At 66.3% G+C, this 18982-nt stretch carries 16 protein-coding genes; 13 read left to right on the top strand and 3 right to left on the bottom strand.

The genetic code is table 11. From position 1 onward, the window contains the following. Positions 1-180 precede the first annotated feature (180 nt). The 4 genes from VMJ11_RS04710 to VMJ11_RS04695 all read left to right on the top strand — a co-directional run bounded on the left by VMJ11_RS04710 (position 181) and on the right by VMJ11_RS04695 (position 4975). Entirely contained in the window at positions 181-1461 is a 1281-nt protein-coding gene (locus tag VMJ11_RS04710) for a PAS domain-containing sensor histidine kinase (protein WP_325617388.1), read from the top strand. Positions 1462-1537: 76 nt separating this feature from the next. Next, entirely contained in the window at positions 1538-2959 is a 1422-nt protein-coding gene (locus tag VMJ11_RS04705; RefSeq protein WP_325617386.1) for a DUF2252 domain-containing protein, read from the top strand. A 19-nt stretch (positions 2960-2978) separates the two neighbouring features. Then, entirely contained in the window at positions 2979-4010 is a 1032-nt protein-coding gene (locus tag VMJ11_RS04700) for a hypothetical protein (RefSeq protein WP_325617384.1), read from the top strand. Between the two features lie 122 nt (positions 4011-4132). Continuing rightward, the gene (locus tag VMJ11_RS04695) at positions 4133-4975 is read left to right on the top strand and encodes a potassium channel family protein (protein WP_325617382.1); all 843 of its coding nucleotides are present in this window, start codon (positions 4133-4135) and stop codon (positions 4973-4975) included. A gap of 81 nt (positions 4976-5056) precedes the next feature. Here the strand turns inward: VMJ11_RS04695 and VMJ11_RS04690 are convergent, their stop codons facing one another. Continuing rightward, complete coding sequence (locus VMJ11_RS04690; protein WP_325617380.1) at positions 5057-5848, bottom strand: 3-hydroxybutyrate dehydrogenase; 792 nt, start codon at positions 5846-5848, stop codon at positions 5057-5059. A 27-nt stretch (positions 5849-5875) separates the two neighbouring features. Then, a complete protein-coding gene (locus VMJ11_RS04685; protein WP_325617378.1) occupies positions 5876-7276 on the bottom strand; it encodes a GntP family permease in 1401 nt (466 codons plus the stop codon). Positions 7277-7646: 370 nt separating this feature from the next. Between VMJ11_RS04685 and VMJ11_RS04680 the strand changes: the two genes are divergently transcribed. From VMJ11_RS04680 to VMJ11_RS04640, 9 genes are all read left to right on the top strand, one after another. Beyond that, on the top strand, positions 7647-9122 hold the full coding sequence (locus VMJ11_RS04680; RefSeq protein WP_325617376.1) for a sigma-54 interaction domain-containing protein: 1476 nt from the start codon (positions 7647-7649) through the stop codon (positions 9120-9122). 259 nt (positions 9123-9381) lie between these two features. Then, entirely contained in the window at positions 9382-11199 is a 1818-nt protein-coding gene (locus tag VMJ11_RS04675; protein ID WP_325617374.1) for a PHA/PHB synthase family protein, read from the top strand. A 100-nt stretch (positions 11200-11299) separates the two neighbouring features. Next, on the top strand, positions 11300-13042 hold the full coding sequence (locus tag VMJ11_RS04670; RefSeq protein WP_325617372.1) for an ABC transporter permease: 1743 nt from the start codon (positions 11300-11302) through the stop codon (positions 13040-13042). Between the two features lie 49 nt (positions 13043-13091). Next, complete coding sequence (locus VMJ11_RS04665) at positions 13092-14408, top strand: nitrate/sulfonate/bicarbonate ABC transporter ATP-binding protein (RefSeq protein ID WP_325617490.1); 1317 nt, start codon at positions 13092-13094, stop codon at positions 14406-14408. Between the two features lie 140 nt (positions 14409-14548). Beyond that, positions 14549-15586 (top strand): zinc-dependent alcohol dehydrogenase family protein, encoded by a 1038-nt coding sequence (locus VMJ11_RS04660; RefSeq protein ID WP_325617370.1) that lies wholly within the window; start codon positions 14549-14551, stop codon positions 15584-15586. A gap of 6 nt (positions 15587-15592) precedes the next feature. After that, on the top strand, positions 15593-16609 hold the full coding sequence (locus tag VMJ11_RS04655) for an LOG family protein (RefSeq protein ID WP_325617368.1): 1017 nt from the start codon (positions 15593-15595) through the stop codon (positions 16607-16609). Beyond that, positions 16593-17066 carry a hypothetical protein gene (locus VMJ11_RS04650; RefSeq protein WP_325617366.1) on the top strand — a complete coding sequence of 158 codons (474 nt, stop codon included), beginning with the start codon at positions 16593-16595 and terminating at the stop codon, positions 17064-17066. The genes VMJ11_RS04655 and VMJ11_RS04650 overlap by 17 nt, the downstream gene beginning before the upstream one ends. A 35-nt stretch (positions 17067-17101) precedes the next feature. Continuing rightward, positions 17102-17410: a DUF1488 domain-containing protein gene (locus VMJ11_RS04645; RefSeq protein WP_325617364.1), complete on the top strand. Its 309-nt coding sequence runs from the start codon at positions 17102-17104 to the stop codon at positions 17408-17410. A 90-nt stretch (positions 17411-17500) separates the two neighbouring features. Further along, the gene (locus VMJ11_RS04640; RefSeq protein ID WP_325617362.1) at positions 17501-18190 is read left to right on the top strand and encodes a CBS domain-containing protein; all 690 of its coding nucleotides are present in this window, start codon (positions 17501-17503) and stop codon (positions 18188-18190) included. A 240-nt stretch (positions 18191-18430) separates the two neighbouring features. Here VMJ11_RS04640 and VMJ11_RS04635 read toward each other — a convergent pair whose 3' ends face one another. Beyond that, positions 18431-18931, bottom strand: coding sequence for a universal stress protein (locus tag VMJ11_RS04635; protein WP_325617360.1), 501 nt, complete (start codon positions 18929-18931; stop codon positions 18431-18433). Between the last annotated feature and the right edge of the window lie 51 nt (positions 18932-18982).

Genomic DNA, 18982 nt, shown 5'->3' with positions numbered 1-18982 from the left:
CTCTTCGTTACTGTCTACGCAGAGAGCGGATCGCGAGCGCCCGAAGCTTGGGGCCAGGTGCGCCCGGGCAGTCGATGCGGCTAGCCAGCGAAAGGTCGTGGCGCGTGCGCGGGATTGCTCATACGTTAAGCGAGAAGCCTCTGCCCATGCTGGAACAGGGCGGCCAATGCGGAGGCAACGGTGATCAAGGTACACGCGGGTAACGGCAAGCTCAATCTCGACCGCTCCATGGCAACGCAGGCAGTTGGCAGCACTATCTCGTGGTTCAACAGGATTGCGGCGCGTGGTTCGCGCTACACCGAGGCATTGACGAAGCCGCAACCCGTTGATGCGAAGTTGCGCGTCGCCGAAGGCGAGGTGCGAAGCCTTCACGGTGTTCTCGAAGTCATGCCGGCGGCTGCGCTCGTGCTCGACGACAGGGCAAGCATTGCGTGGGCAAACGGCAGAGCGACGCAAGTGCTGGGCTATGCGCTGGACGAACTCGTTGGCATGCCTGTCGAGCGCATGCTGCTGCCTTCGCGCGGGAACGATCGGCCGGTTTCCTTCGCTAACCTGATGAACGCCGAAGACATTTCGCGAAGTGTCACGGGCCATGCCGTCGCACGCACGAAAGGCGGTGCGGATATCGACGTTCGCGTGACGGCTTCGCCGTCGGTGGGGCCGGGACCGGTGGCGCGGTTCGTGATCGTCGTCGAACCGGATAAGGCAGGCCTGGCAGTCTCGGCGCCGCACGAGAACGAACAGCGGCGTTTGCATCGGCAAAGCGCATCGGAAGTGGGCGACATGGCTGCTGCGCTTGCGCATGAAATCGACCAGCCGCTCACGGCCATTCTCAGCAATGCCCAGGCGGCGCAGCGCTTTCTTGCCCAGAACCCTCCGGCTCTCGACGACCTGCAAGAGTTGCTCGCCGAAGTTGTCGCCGATAGCGCGCGAGCCCACGCGATCATTCGAACGATGCGTCAATCGGCGCGACGCGAACCGCCCGAGACCAGCACGATCGACACGAGCAGCCTCGTGCGCGGCGCGGTGCGTCTCGTGCGCCGCGAGACCCAGGCGGCCGGCGCGGCCATCACCGCAAGCATCGAGGACCCCCTGCCGCCACTGCGCGGGGATGCCGTTCACCTGCAGCAGGTCCTCGTCAATCTTCTGTTGAATGCCCTCGACGCCGTGCACGAGTGCGACGCCGAGGACCGCGAGGTTGGCGTCATCGTCACTGCCACGGCGGATCGGGGCAAGGTGTGCATCGCCATTCGCGACCGCGGGTGCGGCGTCGATGCCGATCAGTTCGCCACGTTGTTCAAGCCATTCGTGACCTCGAAGCCCGAAGGGCTCGGGCTGGGTCTTTCGATCAGCCGCACCATCGTCATGGCGCACGGCGGCCGGCTATGGGCCGAGCGCAATGCCGATCGAGGATTGACCTTCCATATCGAACTTCCGGCGCAGGGTGCGAGCGGACAATGAACGCGTGACGTTCTACAAGGTATGGTCTGGTGCGCACAAGCGCTTCCAGGGAGGAGACGGGAAAGGAGCAGACATCATGGACAAAGCTGTTTCACGCAAGACACCGCACGACAGGCACGACACGCCAGCGCCGTACCACACGCCGGACGAAAGGGCGGTGCAGGGGAGGCTCATTCGCGACTCGGTACCTCGTTCGTCGCAGGCGGGATGGAAGCCTCCCGTCTCGCGCCGCGACGTGATCGAGGTGCTCGAGGAGTCCAATGCCGGCCGTTTGCCGCGCTTGATACCGATACGCTTCGGCCGAATGTCGGCGTCGCCGTTTGCATTCTTTCGAGGCGCGGCCGCCGTGATGGCGGCGGATCTCGCCACCACGCCCACGAGCGGCTTGCGCGTGCAGGCGTGTGGCGACGCGCACCTGATGAACTTCGGCGGCTTTGCCACACCAGAGCGCAATGTGATCTTCGATATCAACGATCTGGATGAAACGCTGCCCGCCCCGTTCGAATGGGATCTGAAACGGCTTGCGGCGAGCGCCGTGATCGCGGCGCAGCATCTCGAGCTTCCCTACAGCGATACCTTGCGCCTCACCCGGGATCTCGTGCGGCAATACCGCGAGCGCATGCACGACTACGCCTATATGCGTGCACTGGACGTTTGGTACGATCGCATCGATCTGCAAAAGTATCAGGACAAGTCGGGCGATCCGGATGTCATGGAGAGCCTGCGCAAGCGTATCTCGCAGCGAATCGAAGCGGAGCGCCGCAAGACCGTGCCTGAATATCTTTATCCCAAGCTCGTCACCGAGCAGGGCAGACAGCCGCGAATCAAGGACGAGTTGCCGCTCATCTTCCACCCCGACGCGGATCTCGCTCCGGGCCTCGAGTCTGGCTATGCGAAGGCGATCCAATCGTATCGCGAGAGCCTCGCCGAGCATGTGCGGGTGCTGTTCGACCGGTTTCATCTGGTCGACCTCGCGCTCAAGGTCGTAGGGGTGGGCAGCGTCGGCACGATGTGCGGTGTGGGTCTCTTCATGGCCTCCGACAACGACCCGCTGTTCCTGCAGGTCAAGGAAGCAAGAGCTTCGGTGCTCGAACCGTATGCGGGGAAGAGTTTGTACGCGAACCACGGTCAACGCGTGATTGAGGGGCAGCGCATCATGCAGGCAGCGAGCGACGTGTTTCTCGGTTGGAGTCGCGGGGAGAACGAGCGCGACTTCTATGCCAGGCAGCTTCGCGACATGAAAATGTCTGTCATTCTCGAGGCGCTCGATGCGGGATTGCTACGGCAATACGTGCGCATGTGCGCACATGCGCTCGCGCGCGCGCATGCGCGTTCGGGCGACGCGGCGATGATCGCCGGATATCTGGGCTCGGGCGACACTTTCGACGACGCGATCACAGAGTTTGCGACGGAATACAGCTCACAGAACCGACAGGACTATCGCGAACTTATCAGGGCGATCCGCGAAGGCCGGATTGAAGCGATAACCGAGGACTGAGCCTGGTGGAGCCACGGTCATGGGCATACTGAGCTGGCTGAAACGCCGCAGGCAAGCGCCGGAGGCGGACGCCGCGATCGATAGCGCGCAGGTGCGCGAAGGGCTCGAGCGGGTCGTCAGGCTGAGCCCCCAGTTGCGCCTCGCGGCAGGGTACGAACGGCGCCTCTTGCACGGCGTGCGCGTTTCGCTGCGCTATCTGGACGAGTTGATCGGCGAGTTGCCGCCAGCGTGCGAAGCCAGCGGTAAGGCCTGGTCGACGGATGCCTGGATTCACGCATTCTTTGCCGCGCCGGACGAGGTGGCGCAGGCGTTGAGCCGCTCGGAAGATTTGCGTCGATTTTTCCACGAGCATCCCGGCGCGGACGAGGCCTTTGCGGTGCTGGGCATGGCGATGGAGGAGCGCCGCACGCTGGGCGCGCAGCAGCATGGCGAGATGGTGCGCACGGACGCAGTGCGCGCGACCCTCAGCTTCAGCGACTACCAGGTGCGCATGTGCGGGCTCACCGAAACGGAGCTGCGGCGCGAAATCGAGCTGCGCATGCTGGAGCAGCTCGCCCTGGAGGGCATATCGCGCATGGCGGGCTCTGCCGCGCGGCGCGACGCGCTCGAGCAGGAACGCGCGCTCCTGAAGACCCGGCTGCAACTGCTCGAACGGCAGGGTGTTGGCCTTGGCGAGGTGGTGGGCGGCGAGGCGACGGTCGACGCCGCGGGACGGGAGAGGCTGAAGGCGCAGATCGCGGAAAACGCACGGCATCTCGCGAAGCTGGGCATGCGCAGCGAAGCGCTGCAACAGGAACTCGAGCAGATCGGCGAGGTGCTGGACAATCCCGCTGCGCACATGGACGTGACGGTGCGGCATGTGCGGCTCGATGCGATGAACGTGATCGTCGATGACAGTTCGCCGACACCGGCGCATACGATCGATTTGCGCGTGGCGCGCATTCCGGCACTTTCCGGCCGCTTGCGGGCCTTCGCGCTCGTGCGGTTTGCGCGCCGCGATTTGCTGCCTGTGCCGAGCGTGCTGGATCAGGCGAGCCGCCCGCTCATCTGACGCTCGCACGAGACGGGTAACGCATGCGCGGCCCACGCGCTGCGTCGCTTCGATGGCGGCGGCCGCGCAGCCGGCATGGCATGGCGCGGTCGACGAGACTTGCATCACGACGGATACGGCAAATGAATCTCGGTTGGCACAAGGCTTGGCTTCGCGGCGTCGATTCGCATGACGGGGCCGCTGCACTGCACGCATGGGCGCACGCCCGTTGGGTTTTGCTTGCGGGCTGCCTCATCGCGATTCCTGCCTTCTATCTCGAGTTGCTCGCAACAACGAGCACGATGCTGCTCACCGCGAGAGCGCTATACGGCGGCATGGCCGTGGCCTGCGCGGGTGCCGTTGCGCACACCGCCTGGGCGAGCCGAAAACCCGCGCGCTACCTGGACCGCAATGCGTACGACGTGGCGATCGCTTGTGGCGCGCTGGTCAGCATGTTGGGCGGCGGGAATCCCTGGTCTTCGCTCGAATGGGTGCTCAGACTCGCGTTCATGGGGATGATCGCCCTGCGAATCGTCGTTGCGCTGCGTGCGTATTTCGAGCAAAACCGGCTCGTCGTGCTGCCGCTCGCGGGTGTGGTCATCCTGCTGCTCGGCGGCGCGGGGTTCTACGCACTGGAGCCGAGAGTGCACAGCTACGCCGATGGGCTCTGGCTCGCATTCGAAAGCAGCGCCACGGTCGGCTATGGCGACTTCGCGCCGACGACGCCCGCTTCGCGCATTTTCGCGGTGTTCGTCGTGCTGCTCGGCTACGGCATGCTTTCACTGGTGTTTGCCGGCCTCGCCGCATGGTTCATCGGCAAGGAAGAACGGCGGCTCAGCCGCGAGATGCATCGGGACATCAAGGCGCTGCACGCGGAAATCGCCTCGCTGCATCACGAGCTCGAGGGGCTGCGCGATGCGCTGGGGGCGAGGCACGGGGCTGCGCAGAGCGCCGGCGCCACGGCTCAGCCGATCAGGCCGCGTTGAGCGCGCGACGCGACGCGTGACGGGCGATGGCTACGCTCCCCGTTCGAACGGAGCGCGAAGCCATCGCCACGCAGGCGTGCTTTACTGGGCCACCCAGCCGCCGTCGACCTTGATCTCGGCGCCGCGCATTTCGCTTGCCGCCTGCGAGCACAGAAACACCGCCACGCCGCCAATCTGCTCGACGCTCGCGAACCGCGCGGACGGCTGCTTTTCGCCGAGCAGCCGCTCGGTCGCGGCTTCATTGGAGATCGATTCCCGCCGCGCCAGATCGTCGATCTGCGCCTGAACGAGCGGCGTCAGCACCCAGCCCGGGCAGATGGCGTTGACGGTCACGCCGCTGCGCGCGGTTTCCAGTGCGGCCACCTTCGTGAGTCCGATCACGCCGTGCTTCGCGGCCACGTAGGCGGACTTGCCGACCGAGCCGATCAGGCCGTGAACCGAAGCGATGTTGATCACGCGCCCCCAGCCCGCCTCGCGCATGATGGGCAGCGCGAAGCGCATGGCGTGAAACGTCGCGCTCAGATTGACCGCGATGATCTGGTCCCAGCGATCCGGCGGAAAGTGCTCGATGCTTTCCACGTGCTGGATTCCCGCGTTGTTCACGAGAATGTCGAGGCCGCCGAAGCGCTGGACCGCGCAGGCGGTCATGGCCTCGATCTCGTCCGGGCGGCTCATGTCCGCGCCGTGATGGACGGCTTGCACGCCGAGGGCTTCGATTTGCGCAAGTGCGGCCTGCGCGTCGCCGAAGCCGTTGAGCACGAGGTTCGCGCCGGCTTGCGCCAGCGCCGTCGCGATGCCGAGGCCGATGCCGCTGGTCGAGCCGGTGACCACGGCGGTTTTTCCCGCGAGCGGGAGCGTGGGTGACTGTTGCATGGGTGAGGTCGCCTTGACGTGTGCCGGTCAGACGAGACCGGTGAGATAGAACACGGCGATCACGAAGAAGACGGCGAGCGTCTTGATGATGGTCACCGCGAAGATGTCGCGATACGACTCGCGATGCGTGAGTCCCGTAACGGCGAGCAGCGTGATGACGGCGCCGTTGTGCGGGAGCGTATCCATGCCGCCGCTCGCCATGGCCACGACGCGATGCAGCACCTCCATCGGAATGTGCATGGCCTGCGCCGTCTTGATGAACGTATCGGACATCGCCGCGAGCGCGATGCTCATGCCGCCCGACGCGGAGCCCGTGATGCCCGCGAGCGTCGAGACAGAAACGGCGGCGTTCACGAGCGGGTTGGGGATGGCCTTGAGTGCGTTGCCGACCACGAGAAAGCCGGGCAACGCCGAGATCACGCCGCCGAAGCCATATTCGGACGCCGTGTTGAGCGTGGCGAGCAGCGCGCCGCCAACGGCGGCTTTGGTGCCCACGGCAAAGCGCTCTTTCACGCGGTTGAAGGCTGTCACGAGGACGAGCAGGATGCCGAGCAGCAGCGCGCCTTGCACGGCCCAGATTGCGACAACGCCCTTCACGGCCACGGTGACCGGGGCGTGGAGGCCGGGCAGCAAGTCGGGCGCGATGGTGAAGCTATCGCCGTACCACTGCGGAATCCACTTAGTCAGCATGAAGTTGGCGACGCCAACCAGCACGAGCGGGGCAATCGCCAGCGCCGGATGCGGCAGATTGCCGGTCTCCACGCGCTCCGGCTCATTCACGAGCGACGTGCCATAGCCTTCGCCCTTGGCCATCGCGCTGCGACGGCGCCATTCGAGGTACGTGAGGCCCACCACGACGATGAAGAGCGACCCGATCACGCCGAGCGTGGGCGCGGCCCAGGCGGTGGTCTTGAAGAACGTCGTGGGGATGATGTTCTGGATCTGCGGCGTGCCGGGCAGCGAGTCCATGGTGAACGTGAACGCGCCGAGCGCGATGGCGCCGGGCATCAGCCGCTTCGGAATGTTGCTCTGGCGGTAGAGTTCGGCGGCGAACGGATAGACCGCGAACACGACGACGAACAGCGACACGCCGCCATACGTGAGCAACGCGCAGACGGCCACGATCACGGCATTGGCGCGCGAGCGTCCGATGTAGCGGATGGCGGCCGCCACGATGGCCTCGGAAAAGCCGGACAGCTCGATCACCTTGCCGAAGACGGCGCCAAGCAGGAAGACTGGGAAGTAGAGCTTCACGAAGCCGACCATCTTGTCCATGAAGATGCCCGAGAAAACCGGGGCGACAGCGGCGGGATCGATGAGCAGAACGGCGCCTAGCGCGGCAACCGGTGCGAAGAGAATGACGCTGTAGCCGCGGTAGGCCACGAGCATCAGGAACGCCAGGGCGGCGATCACAATCACAAAGGACATCTTGTCTCCAGTTGGTCTGTGTGTGCACGCATGTTTTGAGTGTCGTAACGCGTGCGGCTCGCGCGAGATTTCACGCGATGGCGCGAATAAGCATGAAGCATGCCAATGTCGTCTTCGCCTTGCGTGAAGCGGTTTGTCCAGACTTTCGATGGGAGCGGTTCCAGCGCGGCGCGGGAGAAACGGCTAGACTCGCGCGGCCGCGTCCCGGAAATGAGACGGCGGCTGGGCTGGTCGGTTGCTATTGACCCTGTGGGTCCTGAAAGACGGGCGTCCCCGAAATGACGGACGCGTTCCCACTTTTGAGATAATGCGTCTCGCCAATGAGAATTCGCGCCACAAGGCGGCTCTTGCTCACACAAAGAACGGACGAATGGAACTTGAAAGCACCGCGCTATTGGCGGACTACGACTACGTGAAAAGACTGGCGATGCAAACGCTGTTCGCCACACTCGAAAACTTCAGCGAAGGGACGGTGATCGTCGACCGCAACGCGCGAGTCGTCTGGATCAATCAGCACTACGCCGCGCGCTTCGGCTACGACGATCCGCAGGCGGCCATCGGGCTCGACTGCGAAGCCGTGATTCCGAACAGCATGATGCGCGAGGTCGTGCAGGGCGGCGAGCCGATCCTGCTCGATATCCTCGAGACCGACCGCGATCCGATCGTCGTGACGCGTCTGCCGATCAAGGACGACGTTGGGCAAACGATAGGCGCCGTGGGTTTCGTTCTGTTCAACGAGATCAAGGGCCTCTCGCCGCTCTTCAGCCAGTACGCGCGCCTGCGCGCCGAGCTGATCAGCACGCGGCAGTCGCTCGCGCAGGTGCGCCGCGCGAAGTACAGCTTCGCGAGCCTCATAGGCACGAGCGCGGTGAGCCTCGAAGTCAAGCGCCAGGCGCGCCGCGCCGCGCGACTCGCTTCGCCGGTGCTGCTGCTCGGCGAAACCGGCACGGGCAAGGAACTGCTCGCGCATGCGATACATGGCGCATCCGGCCGGGCCGACGGCCCGCTCGTGACGGTCAACGTCGCCGCGATCCCCGACACCCTGCTCGAACTGGAGTTCTTCGGCGCCGAGGCAGGCGCCTACACGGGCGCCGACCGCAATGGCCGTATCGGCAAGTTCGAGCTGGCCAATGGCGGCACGCTATTCCTCGACGAAATCGGCGACATGCCGCTGGCGCTGCAGGGCAAGCTGCTGCGCGTACTGCAGGAGCAGGAGTTCGAACCGCTGGGCACGAACCGGATCGTGCGTGTGGACGTGCGCATCGTCGCCGCGACGTCGGCTGATCTGCCGGAGCTCGTGGCGCAGGGCAAATTCCGCGCCGATCTCTACTACCGGCTCAACGTGCTGACGATACGCGTGCCCCCGCTGCGGGAACGGCTCGCCGACATCGAGGCGATGGCGTACGCGATGCTCGACAAGCTTTCCGTCGAGAGCGGAGCGGGTCATCTCGAACTGGACCGCGAAGCGCTGGCGCTGTTGTGCTCGTACGCGTGGCCCGGCAATGTGCGCGAATTGCGCAACACGCTCGAGCGTGCGGTGCTGCTCTCGGAGGGTGAGCGCATCGATGCCAGCTCGCTGGCACGCTTCATCGGCGACGGCAAAGGCGAATGGCGCGCCGGCGGCAGCGGGCAAGCGCCGACGCGCGAGAGAGAGGCACACGCGCCTGCCCTTGCCGGCGCGGGCCAGGCCGCGAACTACGATGAGGCGATGCGCGACTTCGAACGACGCTTCCTGAGCGACGCCTTGCGCGCGGCCGACGGGCACGTCGCGCAAGCCGCCGAACGCATCGGCATGGCGCGTGCCACGCTTTACCGCAGAATCGCCGCGCTCGGCATCGAAATTTGACGCGGCATACGTGGCGAGTCCCGAGGCGTGGCACCCGGCAGAATCGCGAGGCTCGGGGATGAGGATCGCGCCGCACGCGCCGACGCCCTATCGCACCGCGGTGGGCGAGGCGCATCCGGCCCTCCCGACCGGGTAGGCACGGCCCCGCACGCTTGACGCAGATCAATGGTGCCCGCGCGCCGCCAACGCACAGTGATGCGGTTGCCGCCGCGCGCCATCTGGCGCACGAAAGGCGTATCGAACAAAGAGCGCGCCCATCATGACCGATTCTGCCGTCAGCGTAGCCGGGACTTTGCATGCGAGCCGGGCACCTCATGAAGCGCCTGTGCGCGTCGCGGCGCGCGGGCGGCCGGCCAGCACGCCCGCCGATCAGTGGAACCGGGCGGCCCATGCGGAGTTAGCCGCGATGACGTTCGGCTTGTCGCCGCTGTCGCTTGCGCTCTCCGCGTTCGACTGGGGCGCGCACCTCGCGGTCGCGCCCGGAAAATGCTTCGACCTGGCCACGCACGCGTGGCTGGCGGCGAGCGGGTTCCCCTCGGCGCCGCACCATTCCGGCGACGGAGCCGACGATGCCGACAAAGGCGGAACGGCCGTGTACGCCGGGCATGCCGACCCTCGATTCATGGCCGCCGCGTGGTCGAACTGGCCATTTCGCGCCTATCGCGACGCGTTTCTGGCGGTCGAGCGCTGGTGGCGCGAAGCGACGCGCGGCGTTCCCGGCGTCGAGCGGCACCACGAGGAACTGGTTGGCTTCGCGGCGCGCCAGTGGCTCGATGCGTGCTCGCCCGGCAACTTCGTCGCGACCAATCCGGTCGTGCTGCAGGCCACGCTGCGCAGCGGCGGCGCGAACCTCGTTGCGGGCCTGCGCAACTGGCTCGACGACGCGAACGCCATGGCCGGCACCATGCGCGGCGCCCACGCGCACGTGGCGCAGCCCTGGCTGCCCGGGCGCGACGTTGCCGTGACGCCGGGCCGCGTCGTCTGGCGCAACGCGCTGTGCGAATTGCTGCAGTACACGCCCACGACGCCCAACGTCGCGCGAGAGCCGATCCTGATCGTGCCGTCGTGGATCATGAAGTACTACATCCTGGACCTGCAGCCGCACGACTCGCTGATCCGCTTTCTGGTCGAATCGGGCTACACGGTGTTCGCTGTGTCCTGGCGCAACCCCGGCCCCGAGGCACGCGATCTCGGCCTCGACGACTACCTGCGCGAGGGCTTGTTCGCGGCGCTCGAAGCGGTGCGCTCGCGCTGCGGCGAGGCGGTCCACGCGGTTGGCTATTGCCTGGGCGGCACGCTCCTCGCAATCGGCGCGGCGGCGCTGGCGCGCGGCGGCCGGCAAGACAGGCTGCGCTCCGTCACGCTGCTCGCCGCCCTCACCGATTTCAGCGAGCCCGGCGAACTCGGGTTGTTCATCGACGCCAGCGAACTCGCCGCGCTCGATGCGCTGATGTGGCGACAGGGCTACCTGGACGGCGCGCAGATGTCGGCGGCGTTCCAGCTGCTCAATGCGCGCGACCTGATCTGGTCGCGCATGATGAGCGAGTATCTGCTTGGCCGGCGCACGAAGCCGAACGACCTGATGTCGTGGAACGCCGACACCACGCGCATGCCATACCGCATGCACACCGAGTACCTCACCCAACTCTTTCTCGACAACGATCTCGCCGCCGGCCGCTATTGCGTCGATGGCCGGCCCATTGCGCTGTCGGACATCGAAGCGCCGATGTTCGTCGTCGGGACCGAGCGCGATCACGTCTCGCCGTGGCGCTCGGTCTACAAGCTGCATCTGCTCACGCACAACGCGCTCACGTTCGTGCTCACGGCGGGGGGCCACAATGCGGGCATCGTGTCCGAGCCCGGTCATGAGGATCGCTACTTCCGGTGCGCGACGCGCGAGCCCGGCGCGCCCTACCGCAGCCGCGATGAATTCATGAGCGACACGCCCGTGACCGACGGCTCCTGGTGGATCTGCTGGCGCGACTGGCTGCGCGGGCGCTCGACGGGCGACGTGCCGGCGCGCACGCCGGAAAGCGGGCTCGGGCCGGCGCCCGGCGAATACGTGCTCGAAACCTGAAATCGTCGCGGCACTCGGGCATGCGCGGCATGCGGTAAGGAATCCGAAACCAGCGACTGGCCTATGCGAGGTGTCGCCGTCAGGGGAGCGGGGGAACGCAGTGGAACACCATGCCGAAGTATTGAGAGGACTGCGGTGGTACCCGCGAATGCCGGGCTGGCGCGACGTGGCGGCCGTGGTTCTGGTGTTCGGCGTGATCGTGTTGCTGGGCGAGGGCGCACGCCAGATGACGGGGCCGCTGGCGGGCGGCCACGGACCGGCCATCTCGCTCTCGCCCGCGGCGCTGCCCGGCTATACGCTGCGCACCGTGCTGCGCATGCTGATCGCGCTCGTCGCCTCGTTCGTCTTCACCTTCACGTATGCGACGCTCGCGGCGAAGAGCCGGCGCGCGGAGCGCATTCTGATTCCGCTGCTCGACGTGCTGCAGTCGGTGCCGATACTCGGCTACCTCTCGTTCACCGTGGTGTTCTTCATGTCGCTGTTTCCGGGCAACGTGCTCGGCGCCGAACTCGCCTCGATCTTCGCGATCTTCACGAGCCAGGCGTGGAACATGGCGTTCAGCTTCTATCAGGCGCTGCGCACCGTGCCCACCGATCTCGACGAGGCGAGCCGCAGCTTCCGCCTCTCGGGCTGGCAGCGTTTCTGGCGGCTCGAAGTGCCGTTCGCGATGCCGGGGCTCATCTGGAACGCGATGATGTCGATGTCGGGCGGCTGGTTCTTCGTGGTGGCTTCGGAAGCCATCTCGGTGGGCGACGTGCAGGTGGCGCTGCCCGGTGTGGGGTCGTGGGTGGCGCAAGCGATCAAGACGCGCGATCTGGCGGCGGTGGGCTGGGCGATAGTCGCCATGAGCGTGGCGATCGTGCTGTACGACCAGTTGCTGTTTCGCCCGCTGGTGGCCTGGGCCGACCGCTTTCGCTATGGCGACGTCGCCGCGCAGGCGTGCCCGCGCAGCTGGCTGCTCGATCTCTTTCATCGTTCGCCGTGGATGCAGCACGCGTGCCGCCCGGCTGGCGTGGCGCTCACGCGCGCCGCGCATCTGCGGCTGTCGCCCGGCGCGCATGGGCGCGGTTACGAATGGGCAAGCCGCCCATTCTCGCGGCGCGCGGGTGACGCGCTCTGGATCGCGTTATGCGCCGCGTGCCTGACCGGTGCGACCGTGGCCGTGTTGCGCTTCGCCGCGCCGGCGCTCGCCTGGGCCGACGTAGCGAACGCGGCAAGCAACGGCTTGCTCACGCTGCTGCGCGTCGCGGTGCTGATCGTGCTCGCCTCCGTGATCTGGGTGCCGGTGGGCGTGACGGTGGGGCTGCGCCCGCGGCTGGCCGCCTGGGTCCAGCCGGGCGCGCAATTTCTGGCTGCGTTCCCCGCCAATCTGCTGTTTCCCGTCGTGGCATTCTCTATCCTGCGCTTCAGGCTCGACCCGGACATCTGGCTATGCCCGCTGATGATCCTCGGCACGCAGTGGTACATCCTCTTCAACGTGATAGCGGGCGCCTCGGCGTTGCCGACCGATTTGCACGAGGCGGCCACGAGCCTGCGGCTGCGGTGGCGCGCGCGGTGGCTGCGGGTGCTGCTGCCGGGCATCTTCCCGTATTACGTGACCGGGGCGATCACGGCGAGCGGCGGCGCGTGGAACGCGAGCATCGTGGCCGAAACCGTCAGCTGGGGCACGACGAACCTGAGCGCAGGCGGCCTTGGCGCGTATATCGCGCAGATGACCGCGCGCGGAGACTACCCGCGCATCGCGCTCGGCATTGCCGTCATGTCGATCATGGTCGTCGGCGCCAACCGGCTGATATGGCGGCCCCTCTACGCGTTCGCCGAACGCCGCACGCGGCTCGCCTGAGTCCTTTGCCATGGAGCGCACCTCAATGCCAGGTCTCGCACAGCCCGCAATGACGCCCGATGGCACGAAGCAGCCTGGCCTCACCGCGCCGGCGCCGGTACTGGAACTCGACCAGGTGGGCATATCGTTCGCGCGGTCCTCCGGCGAGCCATTGCCCGTGCTCGACGATATCGATGTGGCGTTGCGCGAGGGCGAAATCCTCGGCCTGCTCGGGCGCTCGGGTTCGGGCAAGTCGACGCTGCTGCGCGTGGCGGCTGGCCTCGTGCGTCCCACGGCGGGCCGCGCGCTGTACCGCGGCGCGCCGCTCGAAGGCCCGGCCGAAGGCATCGCCGTGGTGTTCCAGACCTTTGCGCTCTACCCGTGGCTCACGGTGCTCGCCAACGTCGAGCTGGGGCTCGACGCATCGGGGCTCAAGCCCGACGCGGTGCGCGCTCGCGCGATGTCCGCCATCGAGATGATCGGGCTGGACGGCTTCGAATCTGCGTTTCCGCGCGAACTCTCCGGCGGCATGCGCCAGCGCGTGGGCTTCGCGCGCGCGCTCGTCAGCGGGCCGAAACTGCTGCTCATGGACGAGCCGTTTTCGGCGCTCGACGTGCTGACCGCCGAAACGCTGCGCAGCGACTTTCTCGACCTGTGGGCCCAGCGGCAGACGGCGATCGAGGCCGTGCTCATGGTCACGCACAACATCGAGGAGGCGGTCCTGATGTGCGATCGCATCCACGTGCTGGGCGGCCATCCGGGGCATGTCGTGGCGACGCTGAAGGTGCCGCTGGCGCGCCCGCGCAACCGGCTCGACCCGGCTTTTCGCGCCATCGTCGACACGCTTTATGGAATCCTCACCGCGCGCCTCGCCGAATCCGCCGGCGGCGCGGGCACGGCGCGCGGCGCATTCGGGCTGCGGCTGCCGGCGGTCTCCAGCCATCGTCTCGTGGGATTCATCGGCGCGCTCGCGGCGGCCGCGCACGAGGGCCACGCGGAACTGGCGGCGCTGGCCGCTACGCTGATGGTCAAGCCCGACGAGCTCTTTCCCGTGGCGGCGGCGCTGCACCTGCTCGCGTTCGCGGAGCTCGAGGAGCGCACGATCAAGCTCACGGCCGCCGGGCGCATGTTCGCGCTCGCCGACGACAGCGAGCGCAAGCGGCTCTTTCGCGAGCACGTGCTGCAGTTCGTGCCGCTCGTCGCCCATATCCGCGAGGTCCTGGACGAGCGGGAAGTGCACCGCGCGCCGCGTGCGCGTTTCGAGCTCGAACTGGAAGACCACCTGCATCGCGCCGATGCCGAAACGACCTTGCGCACCGCGATCGACTGGGGCAGGTACGCGGGCCTCTTCAGCTACGACGACCACTCGCGCACGTTCGGCGACTGAGCCGGCCGGCCGCGCATGGAATTGATCGATGTCAAATGCGCCGCGCCGCCGCCGCTCATCATGAGACCGGCACCGAGTGAGCCGCGCACGCGCAGAGCGGCGCGCGTGCCGGTCCCGCTCCGACATGGGATGGAGGAAACATGAAAGCACTGGTCTATAACGGCCCCGGCAGCCTCGCGGTGGAGACGCGGCCGATGCCCGAATTGCAGGGCCCCGGCGACGCGATCGTCAAGCTCTCGAAGACGACCATTTGCGGCACCGATCTGCATATCCTCAAGGGCGATGTGCCGAGCTGCACGCCAGGGCGCATCCTGGGGCACGAGGGCGTGGGCGTCGTCCATGAGGTCGGCGGCGGCGTGTCGGCGCTCAAGGCCGGCGATCACGTGCTCATCTCATGCATCTCCAGCTGCGGGCAGTGCGATTACTGCCGGCGCGGCATGTACTCGCACTGCAAGACGGGCGGCTGGATTCTCGGCAACCGCATCGACGGCACCCAGGCCGAATACGTGCGCATCCCGCACGCGCAGACGAGCCTTTATCGCATTCCCGCCGGCCTCGACGAGTCGGCGCTCGTGATGCTCTCGGACATCCTGCCCACGGGCTTCGAATGCGGCGTGCTCAACGGCAAGGTCGAGCCCGGCTGCACGGTCGCCATCGTCGGCTCGGGGCCGATCGGGCTCGCGGCGCTCCTGACCGCGCAGTTCTATTCGCCCGCGCAGATCATCATGATCGACCTGGACGCCAACCGTCTGGAATGCGCGAAGCGCTTCGGTGCCACGGCGTGCATCGACCCGCAAGCGGGCGACGCGGCGGATGCCGTGATGAAGCTCACCGAAGGCGTTGGCGTGGACTGCGCCATCGAGGCGGTCGGCGTGCCCGCGACGTTCGAACTGTGCGAGCAGATCGTGGCGCCGGGCGGCATCGTCGCGAATATCGGCGTGCATGGCGTGCCGGCGTCCATCTTTCTCGACAAGCTATGGGACCGTAACGTGGCGATCACGACGCGTCTCGTCGACACCGTCAGCACACCGATGCTGCTCAAGACCGTGTGCGCCGGGCGCATCGATCCGGGCCGTCTGATCACGCATCGCTTCGCGTTCGCCGACGTGCTGAAGGCCTACGAGACGTTCTCGCACGCGGCGAGCACCCAGGCGCTGAAAGTCATCATCGAGATGTGACGTGCCATGAGCAGCCGGGCGCTTTCCACCACGGAACTCCTCGAACGCATCGAGGCTCGCGTGACGCGGCCGCCGCGACGCAAACGGCAACCCAGGCGGCAACCCGGGCAGCAACCGTTGCGCAAGGCGGCGTTGCGGCTGGCGCCGCGCGTGCGCCGGCTGGTCGAAAGCCAGAGCTACGTTCAGGCCGACGAGGATGCGGCGTTTCTGCGGCGTCCGGAAATGTGCGGCGTGCGCCTTCAGCTCGACTACTGGAAAACCGAAGAGCGCCTGCAGCAACTCGGCATTGCGCATACGGTGGTCGTTTATGGCAGCACGCGAGTAACGAGCCCGGCTCGCGCGCGCAAGCGGCTTGCCGCCGCGCGCCGCGAGGCCCAGCTGGCTGGTGCCGGCGCCGAGCAGCAGCGCGAACTGCGCGTGGCCCAGGCGCTGCTACGGCGCAGCATCTATTACGACGTCGCGCGTCAGTTCGGCGCGCTGATCGGGCGTGCGTCGTGTACGAGCAAGCTCCCGCGGCTCACGGTCGTGACGGGCGGCGGTCCCGGCATCATGGAAGCGGCCAACCGTGGCGCGTTCGATGCCGGCGCGCCCACGGTGGGCATGAACATCGCCTTGCCGCGCGAACAGTTTCCCAATCCTTATTTGACGCCGGAGCTGTGTTTCCGCTTTCACTACTTCGCCATTCGCAAGCTGCATTTGCTGGAGCGCGCGAAGGCGGCCGTGTTCTTCCCCGGCGGATACGGAACCTGTGACGAGCTGTTCGAAGTCCTGACGCTTTTGCAGACGGGCAAGATCGCGGCGATTCCCGTCCTGCTCGTGGGGGAGGCCTGGTGGCGCAGTGTGATCGACTTCGACGCAATGGCCGAGGCAGGCATGATCGACCCGCACGATCTCGCGCTCTTTCGCTACTGCGAATCGGCCGAGGACATCTGGGCCGCCATTCGCAACTGGTATGGCGAAGAGGGCTGTGGCAATCCGTCAAGCAGTCTGACGCAAGGAGAGAGAGATGAAGTGGCTCGCTGATTATTTCGCGCAACGCACGCCTACGCTGTGCATTTCGCTCGCGGCATGGCCGCCGCTGCGCCTCGGGCCCGAAGGGCCGGTCGTGCGAGCGCCGCGCTGTTTGCCCTATCCTGGCGCGACGCTGGTCTTCCGGCCGGCTGCGCAACTCACCCATGGCGAGCAGAGTGTCGAGCTGCCGCCGTGCTACGAGATGCGTGCGCCAACGCCCGCGCAAGTGGCGGAATGGTCACGTAAGGACGTAGGCGCGGCCTTCTTTGAATCGGTGAAGATCTTCGCGCCGTCAAGGTTCAATCCCGACTTCCTGGTCACGATCAACGACTCGCTCTCGTTCGTGCCGGTTTTTTCGGCCGACGGCGCACCGGGTTTTGCCGGCAGTTGCATGGCGCGCGCGCCAGCTGGTTCGGATAACTCACCAATGGCGCTGCCGTGGTCGTTCCAGGGCTATATCACGATCTAGCGCATTTACCCGCGCACGCGCGAGGGGGCACAGGCATGGACATCACCTTTCCCGACCGACCGCCGCACTACGACGCCAACCGGCTCAGGTTGACGTTTTCTGCCACGGCCGGCGATCTGCACATCGAATGCGCGATCACGGCCGAGGCGCTCGAAGATCACTTCGGCGCGGCCTCGCTGCGCGAAGCGGATTTGTGCAGCGCATTTCTTGCGCATCGAGCGGCGATCGAAAAGGCGGCGGCCCGCATGATCGAAGCCACGAAGTCCGATGCGGTCACGCTTCACAGCGGCTACTTCCGCATGTACGGCGAAGCGGATGATGCGGGAAAAGACCGCTCCCGGTGAACCCCGTGTGGTTGATTCAAGTCAATGTACGCGCCCTGGCAAACTTTACATTCAGTCTCATCGGGGCGTTGGCCCATAACGGAGGAACTCATGCAAGCATCAGACATCATGACTACGAACGTCATTACCGTGCGCCCCAATGCGTCGGTTTTCGAGGCGGCGACGCTGCTCACCGATCATCACATCAGCGGTATCCCGGTCGTTGCCGACGACGGAGCCGTTATCGGCATCCTCAGCGAGAGCGATCTGCTGCATCGCGTGGAAACGGGAACCGGCAAGCCGCAACGTAGCTGGTTTGGTGAATTCCTCCATTCGACGCGCAAGCTCGCAAGCGAATACCTGAAGGAAAACGCCGTGAAGGTCGGCGACATCATGACGAGCAATGTCGTTTCGATTTCGCCTTCCGCGCAGCTCAGCGAGATCGCCGACCTGCTTGAACGCCTGCATATCAAGCGTGTGCCCGTGATCGATCAGGGCAAGCTCGTGGGCATCGTGAGCCGCGCGAACCTGATACGCGCGCTCGCGAGCACCGTGCAGCCCACCGAGTCGGGGCTCGCTTCGGACGAAGCCATTCAACGCGACGTGCTGCACGCGCTGGACGGTCATCGCTGGGCGATGTCGGCGGAGAATGTCATCGTCAAGGAAGGGGTCGTCCACTTCTGGGGCACGGTGAACTCCGAAGAGGAACGCAAGGCGATTCTCGTTACCGCGGAACGTGTTGCCGGAGTCAAGGGTGTCGAGGACCATCTCGGCTACCCGGTGGTGTTCACGCCGATGTAAAAGAAGGAAGAAGCTCGATATGTAGGCGGCGAAGGCTGGGTACCGGATTGTCCGGTACCCAGCCTTCGCCGATTTCGTTTTTGCCTTTTGCTTATGCGGTGTTTGTTTGCGGGGGAGCTTACGGATAGCGCCCGCCGTGCGCAGCCACATTGCGGGGGCACCTGGATCGCGCGCGGCTATTCACCTGGTCCGTTGTTCACCAGATGTTTGCCGCGCGGTCACATTCAATTCAAGTTCAATTCAAGCGGTAACTTGCGCGCCCTGCTGGGCCGGCTCTTTCTGCGCCGGCGACGCCGCACGCGACGGCACGAGCAGCACGGGGCGGCACGCGCACCGCAGCACGCGCTCGGCCACGCTGCCCAGCACGAGGCGGCGCACGCCGCGGCGCCCGTGCGTGCCCATGACGATCAGATCGGCGTTCCAGTCGTCGGCGGCGTGCTGGATGCATTGCGCCACGTCCTCCGCGGGGAGTTCCACCTCGACCGAGCGGGACGTCCCCTTTACGCCCTGTTGCGCCATGCGTGCCTCGGCGTCAGCACGAATCACGCGGCCTTCCTCGATATACGCATCCCGCACGATCGAGGGGTCGTAGCCAGGCACGTCGTACGCAATGATCGGCAGGTCGATCACGTAGAGAACCTGCAGTTCCGCGCCCGTATCGAGCGCGAGTCTGATCGCAGTGTCGAGGGCGTGCGAGGCAGTCTTGCTGCCGTCGAGGGGGACCAGAATGCGCGAGTACATGGCAGCGTTTCCGTGGAGTTCAGCAGGGTTGGAGAGGCAACGCGCGGTTCG

It is taken from the genome of Paraburkholderia sp. (genome assembly GCF_035501035.1).
Lineage (GTDB): Bacteria > Pseudomonadota > Gammaproteobacteria > Burkholderiales > Burkholderiaceae > Paraburkholderia.
This window is presented reverse-complemented; position numbering and strand designations above follow the sequence as displayed.